Annotated in this window: 14 protein-coding genes; 6 read left to right on the forward strand and 8 right to left on the reverse strand. The window is 44.4% G+C overall.

Annotated elements, in window-relative coordinates; all coding sequences use genetic code 11:
- Nucleotides 1-59 precede the first annotated feature (59 nt).
- The gene (gene pyk / locus QUA71_RS09590) at nucleotides 60-1,847 is read right to left on the reverse strand and encodes a pyruvate kinase (RefSeq protein WP_333284364.1); all 1,788 of its coding nucleotides are present in this window, start codon (nucleotides 1,845-1,847) and stop codon (nucleotides 60-62) included.
- A gap of 458 nt (nucleotides 1,848-2,305) precedes the next feature.
- On the opposite strand from pyk, the gene crtR reads away from it, so the two are divergent.
- The gene (crtR, locus tag QUA71_RS09595) at nucleotides 2,306-3,196 is read left to right on the forward strand and encodes a beta-carotene hydroxylase (protein ID WP_333284366.1); all 891 of its coding nucleotides are present in this window, start codon (nucleotides 2,306-2,308) and stop codon (nucleotides 3,194-3,196) included.
- A gap of 158 nt (nucleotides 3,197-3,354) precedes the next feature.
- Here the strand turns inward: crtR and aroH are convergent, their stop codons facing one another.
- Both aroH and sppA read right to left on the reverse strand, forming a co-directional pair.
- Nucleotides 3,355-3,780 (reverse strand): chorismate mutase, encoded by a 426-nt coding sequence (gene aroH / locus QUA71_RS09600; RefSeq protein WP_333284368.1) that lies wholly within the window; start codon nucleotides 3,778-3,780, stop codon nucleotides 3,355-3,357.
- Nucleotides 3,781-4,033: 253 nt separating this feature from the next.
- Entirely contained in the window at nucleotides 4,034-4,852 is an 819-nt protein-coding gene (gene sppA, locus QUA71_RS09605) for a signal peptide peptidase SppA (protein WP_190663313.1), read from the reverse strand.
- A 346-nt stretch (nucleotides 4,853-5,198) separates the two neighbouring features.
- On the opposite strand from sppA, the gene QUA71_RS09610 reads away from it, so the two are divergent.
- Nucleotides 5,199-6,272: a DMT family transporter gene (locus QUA71_RS09610; protein WP_333284370.1), complete on the forward strand. Its 1,074-nt coding sequence runs from the start codon at nucleotides 5,199-5,201 to the stop codon at nucleotides 6,270-6,272.
- A 13-nt stretch (nucleotides 6,273-6,285) separates the two neighbouring features.
- On the opposite strand, the gene QUA71_RS09615 is transcribed toward QUA71_RS09610, so the two are convergent.
- The 4 genes from QUA71_RS09615 to QUA71_RS09630 are packed head-to-tail and all read right to left on the reverse strand — an operon-like array spanning nucleotide 6,286 to nucleotide 8,979.
- Nucleotides 6,286-6,705 carry a PIN domain-containing protein gene (locus QUA71_RS09615; protein ID WP_333284372.1) on the reverse strand — a complete coding sequence of 140 codons (420 nt, stop codon included), beginning with the start codon at nucleotides 6,703-6,705 and terminating at the stop codon, nucleotides 6,286-6,288.
- Nucleotides 6,702-7,001 (reverse strand): hypothetical protein, encoded by a 300-nt coding sequence (locus QUA71_RS09620; RefSeq protein ID WP_333037391.1) that lies wholly within the window; start codon nucleotides 6,999-7,001, stop codon nucleotides 6,702-6,704. Before QUA71_RS09620 ends, QUA71_RS09615 begins: the two co-directional genes overlap by 4 nt.
- Before the next feature lie 51 nt (nucleotides 7,002-7,052).
- Nucleotides 7,053-7,727 (reverse strand): phage tail protein, encoded by a 675-nt coding sequence (locus QUA71_RS09625; RefSeq protein ID WP_333284374.1) that lies wholly within the window; start codon nucleotides 7,725-7,727, stop codon nucleotides 7,053-7,055.
- Nucleotide 7,728: 1 nt separating this feature from the next.
- A complete protein-coding gene (locus QUA71_RS09630) occupies nucleotides 7,729-8,979 on the reverse strand; it encodes an AAA family ATPase (RefSeq protein ID WP_333284375.1) in 1,251 nt (416 codons plus the stop codon).
- 47 nt (nucleotides 8,980-9,026) lie between these two features.
- Between QUA71_RS09630 and QUA71_RS09635 the strand changes: the two genes are divergently transcribed.
- From QUA71_RS09635 to tcmP, 3 genes are all read left to right on the forward strand, one after another.
- On the forward strand, nucleotides 9,027-9,920 hold the full coding sequence (locus tag QUA71_RS09635; protein ID WP_333284377.1) for a M28 family peptidase: 894 nt from the start codon (nucleotides 9,027-9,029) through the stop codon (nucleotides 9,918-9,920).
- A gap of 145 nt (nucleotides 9,921-10,065) precedes the next feature.
- Complete coding sequence (locus QUA71_RS09640) at nucleotides 10,066-13,758, forward strand: hydantoinase B/oxoprolinase family protein (protein WP_333284379.1); 3,693 nt, start codon at nucleotides 10,066-10,068, stop codon at nucleotides 13,756-13,758.
- A 195-nt stretch (nucleotides 13,759-13,953) separates the two neighbouring features.
- Nucleotides 13,954-15,243, forward strand: a complete 1,290-nt coding sequence (tcmP, locus tag QUA71_RS09645) for a three-Cys-motif partner protein TcmP (RefSeq protein WP_333284381.1) — start codon at nucleotides 13,954-13,956, stop codon at nucleotides 15,241-15,243.
- A 65-nt stretch (nucleotides 15,244-15,308) separates the two neighbouring features.
- Here the strand turns inward: tcmP and QUA71_RS09650 are convergent, their stop codons facing one another.
- Nucleotides 15,309-16,037: a phage Gp37/Gp68 family protein gene (locus QUA71_RS09650; protein WP_333284383.1), complete on the reverse strand. Its 729-nt coding sequence runs from the start codon at nucleotides 16,035-16,037 to the stop codon at nucleotides 15,309-15,311.
- Nucleotides 16,038-16,254: 217 nt separating this feature from the next.
- Between QUA71_RS09650 and QUA71_RS09655 the strand changes: the two genes are divergently transcribed.
- A complete protein-coding gene (locus tag QUA71_RS09655) occupies nucleotides 16,255-16,902 on the forward strand; it encodes an RNA polymerase sigma factor (protein ID WP_006634336.1) in 648 nt (215 codons plus the stop codon).
- Nucleotides 16,903-17,010: the final 108 nt, after the last annotated feature.

Here is a 17,010-nt window from a genome sequence, read left to right on the forward strand (position 1 = left end):
AAAAAGCAAGGAGTTGTAGAATTTAATTCAAAACTCCACAACTCCTAGCTCACCAACAGTTAAACGGTCACTTCCGCGTCAGTTGAGCCGCCTCTGGCCCCGGAATAAACCAAACCGCGCTGCATATCGAGCGTCAGCATAGTTCCGTCCCGAATTACCCGCGTGGCATTCTTTACGCCCACCATCACCGGCACGCCCAAGCGCAAACCGATAATCGCGGCGTGAGAAGTCAAACTGTCCTCCTCCGTCACCACACCTGCTGCTTTCCGAATCATCTCCACAAAAGCGACGCTGGTGTGTTCCACTACCAAAATTTCTCCCGGGTGGAAATTGCCTACATCCGCAGCAGTGCGAGCAACTCTGGCCATGCCACTCACCGAGCCCAAACCGACACCGGTGCCTTTGCCTAAAACTGCTGTCACTACCTCAACTTTGATCAAATCCGTCGATCCGGCAACCCCTTGCAGAGTACCGGCGGTCATCACCACTAAATCTCCGTCGCACACTAACTCTTTTTCCTGGGCGACAGTCATGGCAGAGTGAAATGTCTGGCCGGTGGAGGGCAAATCCAGCACCAGCAGGGGTTTTACTCCCCATACTAATTGCAGTTGTCTGGCTACGTCTACGTGAGGAGTAATTGCCAAAATCGGAGTTTTGGGTCGGAACTTCGAGACATTTCGGGCTGTGGCGCCGGTTTTGGTCAGCGTCATGATCGCCGCCGCGTTCAACTGTTCCGAGATTTGGCTGACTGCTTGGCTGATGCCGTTGGGGATCGATCGACCAATATCTTCTACATTCCTAATATTCCGCTTAATTCCTTCCTTCTCCATCCGCACCGCAATTCTCGCCATCGTCGCCACCGCTTCGACGGGGAACTTGCCGACAGCAGTTTCATTCGAGAGCATCACGGCATCAGTTCCGTCAAGAATCGCGTTGGCCACGTCGGAAATCTCGGCGCGGGTGGGACGGGGATTGTTGACCATGCTGTCGAGCATCTGGGTAGCGGTAATTACCGGAATACCCAGGCGGTTGGAGGTAGCAATCAGCCGCTTTTGCAAAATCGGCACGTCTTCGGCGGGCAGTTCCACTCCCAAATCGCCGCGGGCGACCATCACGCCGTTGCAAAGGGTGAGAATTTCTTCCATTTGTTCGATCGCCTCGTGCTTTTCGATCTTGGCAATCACCGGTACTTGCTTGCCCGCACTGGCAATCAGCTCTTTAATTTCGAGCACATCTTGGGGATTTCGCACAAAGCTCAGGGCTACCCAATCTACACCTTGGTCGAGGCCGAACATTAAATCTTTGCGGTCTTTATCAGTCAGCGCTTTAATTGAGAGGTAAACTCCCGGAAAATTCACGCCTTTGTTGTTGGAAAGCGGCCCGCCGACGACGACGCGGCAGTATAATTCCCGCGCCGCGCGGTCTACTTTTTCGACCAGCATTTCCACTTTCCCGTCGTCGAGCAGAATCACTGCTCCTTCTGGAACTTCGTCTGCTAGGGGGTCGTAGGTGACGGAAGAAATGAGCTGAGTACCTGGAACCTGGCGGCTGGTGAGAATGAAAGGATCGCCGTTTTTGACAACTATAGAGCCTGTCTCAAAGCGCCCTAAACGAATTTTCGGGCCTTGGAGGTCTTGGAGGATGGCAACCGGCTGGTTGAGTTCAAAGGATGTTTGCCGGATTAAGCGAATGCTGCGCTGGTGGTCTTCTTCTGTTCCGTGGGAAAAGTTGAGTCGCAAAGTTGTGGCACCGGCTTCTATGAGCTGGCGCAGCACTTGTGGGTCCGAAGTTGCTGGGCCAATGGTGGCGACGATTTTAGTCCGGCGTAGGGCTTTTGGCAATTGCATCAGCGGTGTTCTCGGGAGGCAGGTGGATTTCTTGTTTAAATTTCGGCTAACGTTTCATCTTTGCACTACAAGCAATGACGCTAGTCTCAAGTCTTAAAAATTTTGATAGTCGTCAAAAAAAAAGCAGGTATTGAACAATATATAGAATATCTGACTTTTTACCGATCGGTAATTTTTTCTTGGGGATCGCCCTTTTTTGCAAATTTTTCCGCTCTCAGGCTTGACATACATACAGATATACCCATTGATTTTGTTTCTTCTGCTGAGATCTTTTGGCTAATTTAGGACTGGTATCCTTGTACAACAGCAATACTTTGCTGTTTGTGCAGACGCTAGTGTCTGGCGATCGGACTCTGTTCTTTCATGCCTTTAGGCTGAGGTTCCTGACAAAACTTTACTATTGTCTGGCTTGTATCTTATACTACGCAAGTGTGAAATATTAAGGAGTCTTAACAAAGATGTCGGAGGCAGGACGGCCGCTGACAGTGCCGAAAGAGTTTCTGAGTCCTCCCGGTGACTTCAATCCGACACTGCTGCTATTTTTGAGTGCAGTAGCGATTCTCGTGATTTCTAACTTGGGTTTCTGGTGTTGGGGATGGCCGCAGTGGTGCTGTTTTACGCTGAACGTGTTGGCTTTGCACATGGCTGGAACTGTGATTCACGATGCGTCTCACAATGCGGCCCATCGCGATCGCACAGTTAACGCTATTTTGGGACACGGTAGCGCGCTGATGTTGGGTTTTGCTTTCCCGGTGTTTACGCGGGTACATATGCAGCATCACGCCCACGTTAATGACCCAGATAACGATCCAGACCATTATGTTTCGACCGGCGGGCCTTTGTGGTTGATTGCTGCGAGGTTTTTTTACCACGAGATTTTCTTTTTTAAGCGCAAACTGTGGCGGAAATACGAATTATTGGAATGGTTTCTCAGCCGTTTGTTTGTGATCGCGATCGTGTATATCTCAATTCAGTACGACCATTTAGGTTACGTGCTGAATTTTTGGTTTTCTCCCGCTATGGTGGTGGGATTGGCGTTGGGGTTATTTTTTGATTATTTGCCGCACCGTCCATTTCACGATCGCGATCGTTGGAAAAATGCCAGAGTATATCCTAGTCCTATTCTAAATATCTTGATTTTGGGGCAGAATTATCATCTAATTCATCACTTGTGGCCTTCCATTCCTTGGTACAATTACAAGCCTGCTTATGAGGCTGTGAAGCCGCTGTTGGATGAGAAAGGTTCCCCTCAAAGTTTGGGAATATTGGAAGGGAAAAAGGACTTTTGGAATTTTATATATGACATCTTTTTAGGGATTAGGCTGCATCACAAGAAAGCGTCTAATTGACAAAAAACCCGGCTTCTCAAAGAAACCGGGTTTTTTTTATAATAAAAGCTTTTAACCATATATCCCCAGGGCAGGTTTTGTACTTTATCAAGTCCCGTAAAAAATAAACCCACCTGTAATGGTGAGTTAACTTTTAAATCAAGCCCAAAGTGAATCTATTATTTTTCCCCAGCCACCGCCACCGCTAAATTCCTATCCGGGCGCAAATTTTGAGCTCCCCGCAAATAAGGATGATAAATTTCAGTATGTGCCGGCCAATTGACGTGAATTAAAAACCGGATGCAGCGTTCCAAAGCACCCTCAACGTGCATTTGCTGGACATCCAACAAAGGAACATTACACCAGTGAGGACGTTCGCGGGCGATCGCCGCCGGAAACACAGCATCTAAATCGCGAGTAGCAGAAAACGTAGCACTAATAATTAATTCTGGATTTATATCATTTTTTGCTTCTAATTCATCTAACAATTCTCTCACCGCTTCTCGAATTGCTGCCACCGAATTCTCGCTAGCAGTAGTTGCCCCACGAATACCCCGCACTTGCCACTCCACGCAAATTTCCTCCATATTTTTGTTATTAGTCATTAGTCATTAGTCATTTGTTATTAGTCATCAGTCATACTAAATTAGGTTTAAATACCCACTTTATTTCTTAGTCCCCGCTTGAGTGGACTTCGTTTGTGTAGTTTGACCTCGAACTCGTAGGCGAAGCCAGCGCGAAGCGCTTATGACGGGCGAAGCGCCACATTGGAGTTTGAGGTCAACACATTTCAATCGCCCAATCATCCAGGGGGTAACTAATGACTACTGACTCCTGACCAATGACTAATTTATTTAATCACGGGCGATACATCCACAGCGGCAAACCGCTAGTAGAAAGCTCGAATTCCAGCAAATTATTGTAAGCTGAAAGCCTAGATATATCCAGACTACTCCCCAAGACGCGATTTAGGAAAGGTTTTTGTTTTTCTAGCGTGCAAGACTCGGTTTTTTCCGGGTCGAGGCCTGCGAGTTCGGCGGCAAGGCGGCGAGCGTCCTCTTCTGTTCCCAGTCGATCGACCAAACCCAATTCTAAGGCTTGCTGGCCGGTGAAAACCCGACCGTCGGCAAAACTTTTCACTTTCTCAACAGCCAATTTCCGGGCTTCAGCAACGGTTTCCACGAATTGCTGGTAGCTGGTGTCGATCAAGTCTTGCAGAATTTGCTGTTCCGGGTCGGTCAATTCTCGATCGAATGCCAAGATATCTTTATACGGCCCCGATTTAATCACCTGAAAAGAAACCCCTACTTTTTCTAACAGCCGTTCTAGATTGTTGCCCCGGATAATCACGCCAATGCTGCCAGTAATTGTACCGGGATTAGCAACGATATGCTCGGCTCCCATGCCGATGTAAACTCCGCCAGAAGCTGAAATATTGCCGAAACTGGCGACAATTTTGACTTTTTCGCGCAAACGCTTGAGCGCGCTGTAAATTTCCTGGGAATCGCCCACAGTGCCGCCGGGGCTGTCTATCCGCAGCAGCAAGGCGGGAAATTTGCGTTCTTCAACAGTTTTGAGAGCTTCTAGGACTCGTTTGCGGGTTTCTCCGGCAATGGCTCCGGTGATTTCGATACGGGCGATTTGTTTGCGGTAGCGGGGCTTGAATGGCCAAATCATGGGCAGTGTACAGACAATGTTACGGATTTTTGTAGCTAACTTCTTATAGTGTGCCTTATTCATCGGGGTAGATGCTGTGCTTGTGTTCGCAACAGGCAAGGTGCCTGTTGCACAAGAAAATTCTTGATTGTGGAACAGGCAAGATGCCTGTTCATAATGGCCGCAACAGGCAAGATGCCTGTTCCACCTTGATTTTGTTGTGGAACAGGCAAGATGCCTGTTCATAATTGCCGAGGTTTGTGCGATCGAATTTAACTCAACAGCGATATATAATTGTAAAAATTGCTTAACAAATCTACATCATTCTCATGAGAGCCACTCTCATCAATTATTTGGAGTCTCCGCCATGCAGTTAAAACTTACCGATTCAAAATTGCCTTTTGCCCCGCTGTTGCTAATTGCGCCGTTTTTCCTGTGGGGAACCGCGATGGTAGCGATGAAGGGGGTGATGCCGCACACAACGCCGCTGTTTGTGGCTGTCGTGCGTTTGATACCTGCGGGTGCGTTGGTGCTGCTGGCGGCCGCATTCATGGGAAAACCACAGCCGCAGGGTTGGAAAGCTTGGCTGTGGATTTCGCTGTTTGCTTTGGTTGACGCTACTTTGTTTCAAGGCTTTTTAGCCGAAGGTTTGGCGAGAACCGGTGCGGGTTTGGGTTCGGTGATGATTGATTCTCAGCCGCTAGCAGTGGCGATTTTGTGTTTGTGGCTGTTTCAAGAAAAAATTGGTTTTTGGGGCTGGTTGGGATTAGTTATTGGCGTTGCGGGCATCAGTTTGATCGGGTTGCCGGATGGCTGGATTTTGGGGCTTTTTCATCCTGAAAACAGGCAGGTTTCTGCGGGTATCGAACAGTTGTTTCAGGGTGGAGAATGGTTGATGCTGTTGGCGGCTTTGTCGATGGCTGTGGGTACGGTTTTGGTGCGCTGGGTTTGCCGGTATGTTGACCCGGTGGTGGCGACTGGTTGGCACATGATTTTGGGCGGTTTGCCGCTGTTGGCAATTTCGGCTGCAACTGAGTCTGAGCAGTTTGTGAATATCGATTTTTCCGGCTGGATGGCGTTAGCTTATTCTACGGTGTTCGGAAGTGCGATCGCCTACGGTTTATTCTTTTATTTTGCTTCGAGTGGCAGTCTAACAAGTTTAAGTTCTCTTACCTTTCTTACGCCTGTATTTGCTTTGCTGTTCGGCAATTTGTTCTTGGGCGAAGTGCTGAATCCGCTGCAATCTATGGGAGTTGGGCTGACTTTGGTGAGTATTTATTTGATTAACCAGCGGGATACTTTGGGTGAGAAATTGCGAAAAGGGCGGCACGGTGAAGCGAGTGCAGAAGTTGAAGCAACAGGATTGTTAGAGTCGTCTGATTTGGATTCTGTAGAGTTGCAGGTGCAGGTGCGGGTTAGCGAATTGGAATCAGAACTTTAGCGCTTTGAGAAATTTAGGGAGAATTGGTTAATTCTTGAGTTAATTGATTTGGAGTTACAATCCTAGGAGTAGTAACCGGAAAATCTCGCGGGTTGCGGGTGACAATGGCATCAATTAGATTGATGACAGCAGTGCTGTACTGAATCGCATCTTCAAAATCCTTGAAGTTGCAAGTTAATGCAATGGAAATAACAGAATTATCTACTGTTGCGACTTGACAAAATGTGGCTAACTGCCGCAAAAACTCAAGCGTCCAATCGCGGCCTTTGTCTCGGCGAATGATATAGTAAAGGTCGCTAAAAGTTGAGGCAGAAACATAGCCTTGAATTTGACCTTCTTCAACAAAAGTTAAAATGCGATCGCTCTCGGCAAAGAAAGGTTCTCGATCGAGCGCAACATCTACTATTATGTTGGTGTCTATCAAGACTTTCACAGGTTATGTTTCTCCTTTAAATATTCCCATTTTGCTTGTTTGTCTGGATCGTCAAAATCCAGCGGTTCCGGTACAGCATCTCGATCGAATAAACCTTGAAATGCCTTCACCCTAGTTTTAAACTTTTTTTTAGGTGTTTCAGGTGCGATCGCACTTTCTGAAGCGCTGGCTTGTTTAACCGTGTCAGCTAGCTGCAAGACGATGATTTCTACATCTCCCGGTGGCATATTCACGGGTTCCACAACTACCAAGTTGCCAGTTGCATCGATTTTACCTCTAAGTTTGTATGCTTGCATGGTAATCTCCGATAACTATGTTTCTATTATATGACATAACAACCTTCTTCATTACCAATCCTCTTCATCACCAATCTTAATGTCTCTGCTTTGAATCTCTTCTAAAAAAAATTTTAAACTGGGATTTTCTGCGTAATGCTTCATCAAAACTTTATGCTGGCGATATGGTTTTGAAATTTTTCGATAATCTTCAGGATTTTTAGCCTTAGCGTCCATCTTATCGGTTTTTTTCGCAAGTTGCAGATTTAAAGTATCGAGACAGTTCTTAAATTTAGATTTTTTCTTTTTGTCGGTATAATACAGTGGAAGCAACCAACACTCAATAGAATGTACGGAGATTGCAAATATAATTTTTTGTTGATATTTGCTGTAAAAATCATCGCCGATCGCACCCCTAAACTTTTCAATAACTTTTTCAATTAACTGCTGAGGAGTAAATTCACCGTTTTCATCTTGCTTGGGGATATTATAATCTTCTGAAACATCCGTATCTATTTGGATAATGATATAGTCAATTAATTGGAAGGCTTCTTGAAAATCTCTTGACTTACAATACTTAAAAACTAGAGTCCAGCCGCCGTATGTGGATTTATTCTCATTGTCTTTATCTCTTTCTGGTTGAAGTGGTCTAATCTCTACATCTGGACTATTAAAATATCCAGCTAAAATATTCTCAATAACAATCTGGTCAGTAAGTCCCTCTGTAACCAATCCCAAACTAATCATATTAAAAATTCTTAGGAAGTCCGCCGATATAGCCCCTCAAAAACGCCTCTGATAATTTTACAGGTTCTTGTCCCTCTAGAGGTTCAGGTTTGAGAATGCGTCTAGCTTTAGTATGCCCTAATTGGTTGCGGTAGATCACAAACAGCCGCTGTTCCTCATCATCTAAATCTAAACCGTCCAAAACTGCCGGGTTGTGGGTTGTGAATATAACTTGTTTGTCGTGTTGTTTTGCTAATTCGACTAATTCTTGCATTAATCTGCGACACAATCTGGGGTTGAGAGAAGCATCAATGTTATCAATTGCAAAAAAATTAGGGGTGAGATCGCTAATGAACAAGGCAAAGTAAAAGAGTAAAAATAAAAAGCCTTCATTAGAGCTTTTTTGGTCGAAGTAAGTTAAATCTGTATCTAAATATTTATCTTTTATTTGGAGAGAACTTTGCAGGGGTGATAAATTTTCAGGCACTTCAAAATCTCTAAACCAATCTATTAATCGCAACTTTTCTTTAATTGGATTGAGTTTATCTTGGTTTGTTTCTGAGTTCAAAAACTTTATAAGTTTAAACAAGCCTTCACCATTAATACCTAATGGCTGAATTTGTCCTTCTTTTTCAAAAGTTCGTAAGGCTTGGTTTTCAGGAGAGTAAATTGTAAATTTAATTAATTTAGAATGATAAGAAAAATTGTTCAACATTATTTTTAACACTAAGGCCATATTTTTTTCCACTTCTTCTATACTGAAATTTTCTCTTTCTAAGGGGGCCATTTTTAAAATTTTATTTATTTTGTTTTGAAATGTTTCTTTTTTTGATCTTTCAGCAACCTCTTGTGCAATTTTTTTTAAGATAAGATCTTCTGCCTTACCTGAGTTGGGAGCAAGATTTTTCAAATAAATTTCAGGATCGCTCACGATGTTTTTATTAACCCATTGAGAATAGGGAGAGTTGTCATTATGTAAAATACAACTAAATTTCTCTCCATCATTTTCTTTAAGATCAATTTTGATATCTTTAATCAAATTGTCAATTTCAAAAGCCGAGCGCATCAATTGAGGTTCTGTAACTCTAATTCCCCGAGAAGCTAAAAACTCGTTATCCAGCTTGTCATCTGCCGCAGCAGAAGCAAGAGCGATCGCCTCTAGGATATTACTCTTGCCGCAGCCATTTTCACCAATCAATACGGTGACTCGTCCTAATTCTAGCTTCAGCTTTTGAATGGACTTATAATTTTCGATTCTGACTTCTCCAATCATAATTCAATCCCATATAATCTTAGTGTACTCATTGTATCTCCGATCGCATGAATCTCAAAGAACGGTTGCACAGCCATCTGATTCAAATTGTACGCGATCGCAACCCATACCTCGCATCCGAAGGGCATTTTTATGCCCAGCAATACATCCGCGAACAGTTGGCACAGTGGGGAAGTGTAGAAATTGACGATTTTGCGGTGCGCGGGCGAATTCATCACAATTTTATCTTGGATTTACCCCCCCTCAGTCCCCCCCTTGCTAAGGGGGGGAAGCAAGACAATCTGGGTCTTGAAAAGCAGATTAAGAAGCGGTTGCCGCCGATCGTAATTGGTGCTCATTACGATACTGTACCCGGATCGCCTGGGGCCGATGATAATGCTACTGGTGTTGCTGTTTTGCTGGAACTGGCAAGGGAGATCGCATCTGGGCCGCTCAAATATCCAGTGCAATTAGTCGCCTTCGATATGGAAGAATACGGTTATTTGGGAAGCAGTCATCATGCAGCTAAATACAAGCAACAGCAAGAGTCAATCCGGTTAATGATTTCTTTGGAAATGTTGGGTTATTGCAACCCTAATCCTAATTCTCAAAACTATCCCGCTGGCTTGAAATATTTTTATCCAAATAGTGGTATTTTTATTGCTTTAATTGGCAATTTGCGGACGGTTCCCGATTTGATTAATTTGAGTGGCAAAATTCGCAAATCAGGTCAGCCCTGCGAGTGGCTGCCGGTGCCGAATCGAGGTTTAATTGTGCCGGATACTCGCCGCAGCGATCATGTTCCTTTTTGGGATAATGGTTATCCGGCTATCATGGTGACTGATACTGCTAATATGCGAAATCCGCATTATCATCGAGAAAGTGATAGGATTGAAACTTTGGATTTGGATTTTCTGGCTGGTGTTTGTCAGGGGTTAGTCGAGGGCATTCGACATCTATAATTAACGCGAGCGATCGCCTGCTAGTTTGAGCGACCAGAAATTATGACTTTTATGAGCAGAAGTTATGAGTTTTATGAATTGACTCGAACAGAATTTGGCTCAATAATTGTAAATTAATCAAGCAAAAATATCAAAAAAAAGAGATATGAATCCTACTTATCCCGCTCGCACTCGCTGGCAATTTTGGATCGATCGCGGCGGTACTTTTACCGATATTGTCGCCCAGCGCCCCGACGGTAAATTAGTCATTCACAAGCTGCTGTCGGAAAACCCGGAACGCTACACCGACGCCGCAGTCCAAGGAATTCGCGATATTTTGAGAATTCCCGCCCACGCAGCGATACCCGCCGCCGAAATTGAAGCGATTAAAATGGGGACGACGGTGGCGACAAATGCTTTGCTGGAACGAAAGGGCGATCGCACAATTCTGTTAATTACTAAAGGTTTCCGCGATGCGCTGAGAATTGGCTATCAAAACCGCCCGAATATTTTCGCGCGTCACATTGTTTTGCCGGAGATGCTGTACGATCGAGTTATTGAAGTTGCGGAACGCTACAGCGCTCAAGGTGAGGAGTTGACTGCTGTCAATCCCGAGTTTATCCCATCTTTACAACAAGCATACGATGAGGGAATTCGCAGTTGTGCGATCGTATTTATGCACGGCTACCGCTACTCGGAACATGAAAAACAAGTTGCTAAAATAGCGAGAGAAATTGGCTTTACTCAAATTTCAGTATCTCACGAAGTTAGCCCGCTGATGAAATTAGTTTCGCGGGGAGATACTGCGGTTGTCGATGCTTATTTATCTCCGATTTTACGGCGTTATGTCGAACAAGTAACCAGTCAGTTATCTCCTGTAGGGGCGGTGTCCCCGTGCCCGCCCTCCCCGTGCCCGCCCCCTAAATTAATGTTTATGCAGTCAAACGGCGGCTTAGTGGACGCCGCACAATTTCAAGGAAAAAACAGTATTTTATCCGGGCCTGCTGGGGGAATTGTCGGTGCTGTTCAAACCAGCAAAAAGGCAGGTTTTGATAAAATTATTACCTTTGATATGGGCGGAACTTCCACAGATGTTGCCCATTTTAACGGCGAATACGAACGCGAATTTGAGACGGAAATTGCTGGGGTGAGATTGCGATCGCCCGTGATGGCAATTCACACTGTAGCAGCCGGCGGCGGTTCAATTGTCTTTTTTGACGGGGCTCGCTACCGCGTCGGGCCGGAGTCTGCAGGGGCTAATCCTGGGCCTGCTTGCTATCGCAAAGGTGGCCCGTTGACGGTGACTGATTGCAATGTGATGTTGGGGAAAATTCAACCGGAGTTTTTCCCGAAAGTATTTGGATTGAATGGCGATTTGCCGATCGCCCCTGACGTAGTAAAGCAAAAATTTGGGCAACTAGCGGGGGAAATTGGGGGCGAGAGGACGGCGGAACAGGTGGCGGAGGGTTTTTTGGCGATCGCGGTGGAAAAGATGGCAAATGCTGTCAAAAAAATCTCGCTTCAGCGCGGTTACGATGTTTCGGAGTATACATTGTGCTGTTTCGGCGGTGCGGGCGGCCAACACGCTTGTGCGATCGCGGATGCTTTGGGGATGAAACGGGTGTTTATTCACCCTTATGCCGGTGTGTTGTCGGCTTACGGTATGGGTTTGGCTGATGTGCGGGCTATTCGCGAAAGGGCGATCGAGCAACAGTTAAATGCAGAATTATTAGCTGATTTGCATCATATTTTAACTGCATTGGAGGCTGATGGAAAGAGGGAATTGAACCGCCCAGAGGCAGAGGACGCAGAGAAAGAGTCAGAGGTTTTAGTTATTAGGAAGCTGCGCTTAAAATATCAGGGAAGTGACTCGGTTTTGGCGGTAGATTTTGCTGAGAATATTGAGGTCATGCAGGCTGAATTTGAAGCAGCCCACCGACAGCGTTACAGTTTTATTATGCCAGAAAAACCGCTGATTGTGGAAGCGGTTTCGGTGGAAGTTGTAGAAAGAATGGATGTGCCGGAAGCATCCACAATTTCCCCCTCTTGTGGGACGGAAATCTTGCCTGTGCAACCAATTTCAACCGTGCAAACCTATGTTGCTGGCGGGTGGCGGGAAACGCCTGTTTATCAGAGAGACGATTTGCGATCGCACGACTGCATTAGCGGCCCTGCTATGATTGTTGAGGCAACGGGAACCAATATCATAGAACCGGGCTGGGAAGCGGAAATCACCGAAAATAATGATTTAATTTTGAACCGCCGATGCACGCAGATAGAGGCAGATAATATCCGCGTTCATTCGGGTTTATCTGCGGTTAAATCCGATCCAGTTTTGCTGGAAATTTTTAATAATTTGTTTCGGGCGATCGCCGAACAAATGGGCGTCACATTGCAAAACACAAGTTCCTCAGTCAACATCAAGGAACGTCTCGACTTTTCCTGTGCAATCTTCGACAAAAACGGGCAATTAGTTGCCAACGCGCCGCACATTCCCGTGCATCTGGGCTCGATGAGCGAAAGCGTTGAAGCTTTAATTTTAGCACAAGGCAATGCGATTCAACCGGGGGTTGTTTATGTTTCTAACAATCCCTACAACGGCGGCACACACTTACCAGATATCACCGTTATTACTCCAGTATTTGCTCGTGATTCCTCCCTTCCTTTGTTTTATGTAGCCTCGCGGGGACACCACGCCGACATCGGCGGCATCACTCCCGGTTCCATGCCTCCTAACAGTACAACAGTAACCGAAGAAGGCGTATTGCTAGATAATTTTCAGCTAGTAAGCGAGGGCAATTTTCTCGAAGAAAAATTACTAGAAATTCTGACAGCGGGGAATTTTCCTGTTCGCAATTCCGCTCAAAATATAGCAGATTTGCAAGCACAAATTGCTGCTAACAAGCGCGGCGCAGAAGAGCTGATCGAGATGGTAGAACATTATGGATTAGAGACTGTGCAAGCTTATATGGGCTTCGTACAAGACAATGCGGAAGAGTCGGTGCGGCGGGTAATTGAGGTTTTGAGTGATGGCGAATTTACTTATCCGATGGATAGTGGCGGACAAATTAAGGTAGCGATTACAATTGACAAATCTGCGCGCAGTGCAAAAATAGATTTTACTGGCACTTCTGCTCAACAATCCAACAATTTTAATGCTCCCGCTGCGGTGTGCAAAGCCGCTGTTTTGTATGTTTTCCGCACCTTAGTAGATGACGATATTCCTCTAAATGCGGGCTGTTTGAAACCTCTCGAAATCATCAATCCCGAAGGCTGTATGCTGAATCCTCGCTATCCAGCGGCGGTGGTTGCAGGTAATGTGGAAACTTCGCAGAATATTACCGATGCTTTGTATTGTGCTTTGGGAGTGATGGCGGCTTCTCAGGGAACTATGAATAATTTTACTTTTGGGAATCAGCGGTATCAATATTATGAAACTATTTGCGGCGGTTCGGGTGCGGGTGCAGATTTTGACGGTACTGATGCGGTTCAAACTCACATGACTAATTCGCGTTTAACTGATCCCGAAGTTTTGGAATGGCGGTTTCCCGTGTTGTTAGAAAGTTTTGCAATTCGGGCTAATAGTGGGGGGAATGGATCTCATCGCGGCGGTAATGGAGTGGTGCGGCGAGTACGGTTTCGGGAGGCGATGACGGCGGGAATTTTATCGGGGAGGCGTTTAATTTCTCCCTGCGGTTTGAATGGGGGTGAAGCGGGGAAAGTTGGGCGGAATTATGTTGAACAGGTTGATGGTAAAGTTGAGGACTTGGGGAGTACGGCGACTGTGGAAATGCAGCCGGGGGATGTGTTTGTCATTGAGACTCCTGGGGGCGGAGGTTATGGTGTTAGATCTAAATAGTAATTGACAATTAAACTGAAACCCTAGGAGATTAAGTGCGATCGCATCCTGGTGATGTATTTGCGAGCGAAATATTGGGGGGTTGAGGGTTTGGGGAGAGCGAGCAAAACATAACTTGACTCTAACTCTTTTAAGATCCTAACTTTTATGCTAGATTGATTCTTAATGTAGCATTTTTGTGTAGGGAAGTGAAAAATGGAAGGAAAGCAATTATCTTTATTTTCCCAAGAACCCGAAAATCCCGAAAAATTTTTTGAACGCAAACGAGACTGGTCAGCATCTAAACATCGGATACTACTTAAATACCTACAAGCATTCTGCTATAATCTTGGAGGTAATGAGAAATATCAATCCGAGCATATCAACTATGTTGATGCTTTTGCCGGTCCGGGGAAATATAAAGAAGGAATTGGAATTGAAGATTTTGTAAATAATTCTAATTTTTGGACAAAGTATCAACATAACTTTGAAAATACAGATGGTTCACCCTTAATAGCTCTAAAATGTGCTAACCTCTTTAATCAAGAAAGACGAGTCAACTTAAGATGTTTTTTTGTAGAGGCTGAAGCGGAGTCTAATCAACAGCTTAAGGAAAACTGTCGCTTTCTGGGTAAAGATTTGTTTTACAAAGTTTATGAAAGTCAAAAATTTGAGACCGCTTTTTCAGGTGTAATGAAGGACTTAAATCGCTATCCTACGTTATTTTTTCTTGACACTTTTGCGGTCAAAGGAGTTACTTTTGAGCATATCTGTGAAATAGGAAATTATGTCCGTCAGAACAAAGGAGAGCTATTTATACTATTTCACAACAGTGCAGTAGCTCGCCATGCGGGGCATTATAAAACCGTATATGATAGTATAAAAGAGCAAAAGACTGCTGAAACTTATATAGAGAACTTGACTAAACTCCTAGGTATCAATTCAGACCAAGATTGGAAACCCAAGTGGCTAGAACTTAAAGATCAACCTCAACAATTTGAAAAATGGGCCCTTGAATATTTTAAGAAAAGAATGAAAATAGAAGCAGGGTTTAGAGGAGCAACCAGTTTTGAAATTAAAGAAAGCTACAGCGATCCCCGACCCAAATATAGTATTGTAGTAGGTAGCAATCACCCCAAAAAAGCTTTTGGAAGTTTCTTGAACGATTTCGTTTGGGAGGAGGAAAGATTGTTATTTTTTAAGGACAGCCACACAGGAATTAAAAAATTTTTAGAAAAAGAATGGAATTCAGAGCAGCAGAAAAGATTAGCTGAAATAAAAACTCAGGCTATCAAAACTTTTAGTAAGCTTAATGATTGGATATCTTTTGACGATGCAATTACTCATCTAATATTAGAAATGAATGACATAGGACGTTTAAAGCGAACTCATTACAATAATGATGTTTTAGATTGGCTGTGCACAGAACAATTGATAGAAATCAAACATCCTTCTAAGCAGAAAAAGCCTTACACATTAAAAAGCCACTTTAGGCTTAAAAAATGATACCAATATCAAACCGTATATGTAAGAAAATTTAGATTTTTTTACTCAACAGGGATTAAGGGTAGTTATTTTAGCCATCTTTTTTGATGTTTCTTCCACGTTTCAGGCATTTCATCCCAGATTTTCCCATCCAACAGTCTCCCAGCAGCTTTAGGTGTTCTACCTCCCCATTGCTTGAAGAAAAACGCGATTCCAGCCTCCTGACACTGATCGCGAATACTTTGTGCCCATTCTTCCTGCATCGGACGGTGTTTTTGTCCAGATTCTCCCCCAACTATTACCCAGTGAATATCTCTTAGATCGAGTTGCAAAGGCCCTAAAAGTGGTTCGCAGGATAAAAAGCGTACCTTTGCATTGACTTGTCGCAAATGATCCACACGATGAACATAGTTTTGATTTTCAACAGACACCCCCATCCAAATATTATCAGACCAATCAAGTTGAGGGGCTAAGTCGGCTAAACGCTCATGTCGCTTCGTAAGAATTTGATAAATGTGGTGAGGAGTTTCACGCATTACATCAAAAACTTGTTTCAGGAATTCAATAGAAACATCTTCATGGAACAAATCACTCATTGAGTTAACAAAAATGCGACTCGGCTTTCGCCAGCTTTTAGGCTCATTCAAACGTTTTGGATATTCCGTTAAATCAAAACCGTTAGGAAAATTAGTATGAAACCGTTTTGTTAATGCTTCAGCATAACAATGCGTACAACCTGGACTGACTTTATCGCAGCCCGTCGTTGGATTCCACGTTCGGTCAGTCCATTCGATACCAGTATTAATGCTAGACATACAAAGAATTTACCCTTTAAACAACCTTTGTATGTGACGGTAAACAAATAAAATTCGATCTACTAATTGAGGTTTATTCACCGTCACCTACAACTTAATTATATAATTAATTTGACTTTATTATCAACATATTTTTTAAGCACTTGCATCAAATGTATATCGTGTTGTAGAATCGGGCTGCACCCGCATTTATTCTCCAAACCTTTCCAGAACAATTGTGCAAACACCTAATTTTTCAGAACTCAACCATCCTGTGGTCAAATCCCTGTTCCATCACAGCGACCAGGAATTATTGACTCTGTTTCAAAACCATCCCGATCAGGGTCGCTTCTTCACGGCGATTTTTTGCCGCTACGCTCAAATTGTACACTCCCTGATTCGCCATTCCGTGCGATCGCCCGTACAAGGCGATTACCTATTTGCCCACACTTGGCTGCACATCTATCACGAACTGCGAGGCCTCGATTTGCGCCGCGAGATCCAAGAGTCTGATGGCGGAAATCTTAGTCTCCAAAACTGGCTGATTAATGTCACTGCAGTCTGCATAAATCAAGCTGAATTGCCCCCTGTTGAGTCGATTCACTACTCTTTGCAATCGGCTCCGCCTCCGCTGTGGTGTTACGTCAAACAAGCCTTGGAATTGTTAGCGCCGCTGCCGCGTTTAGTGGTGTTGATGGCTCAGACTTTCCGCTGGAGCGAAACTCGCATTGCAGCTTATTTGCAAGCAGAAGGCGAAGCTATTTCCCCCGCTCAGGTAAAGGCTTTGCTGCAAAAAGGATATCAAAGTTTAGAATCCAACTTGCCGGAGGATATTCGGGCTATTTATCTAGATGAAAATCTCGATTATCAGGAAGCGCTTGTCTAGTATAGCGATCGAGGTTGTGGTTTCTCAAAAACCCGGTGTTTTGAAAATACTGGGTTTTTTAGCTATCATGTATAGCGGAATGTGCTTCGTCCGCACCCTACATTTTGA

The sequence above is a fragment of the Microcoleus sp. MON1_C5 genome (genome assembly GCF_036701875.1).
In the GTDB taxonomy this organism is placed as follows: Bacteria; Cyanobacteriota; Cyanobacteriia; order Cyanobacteriales; family Microcoleaceae; genus Microcoleus.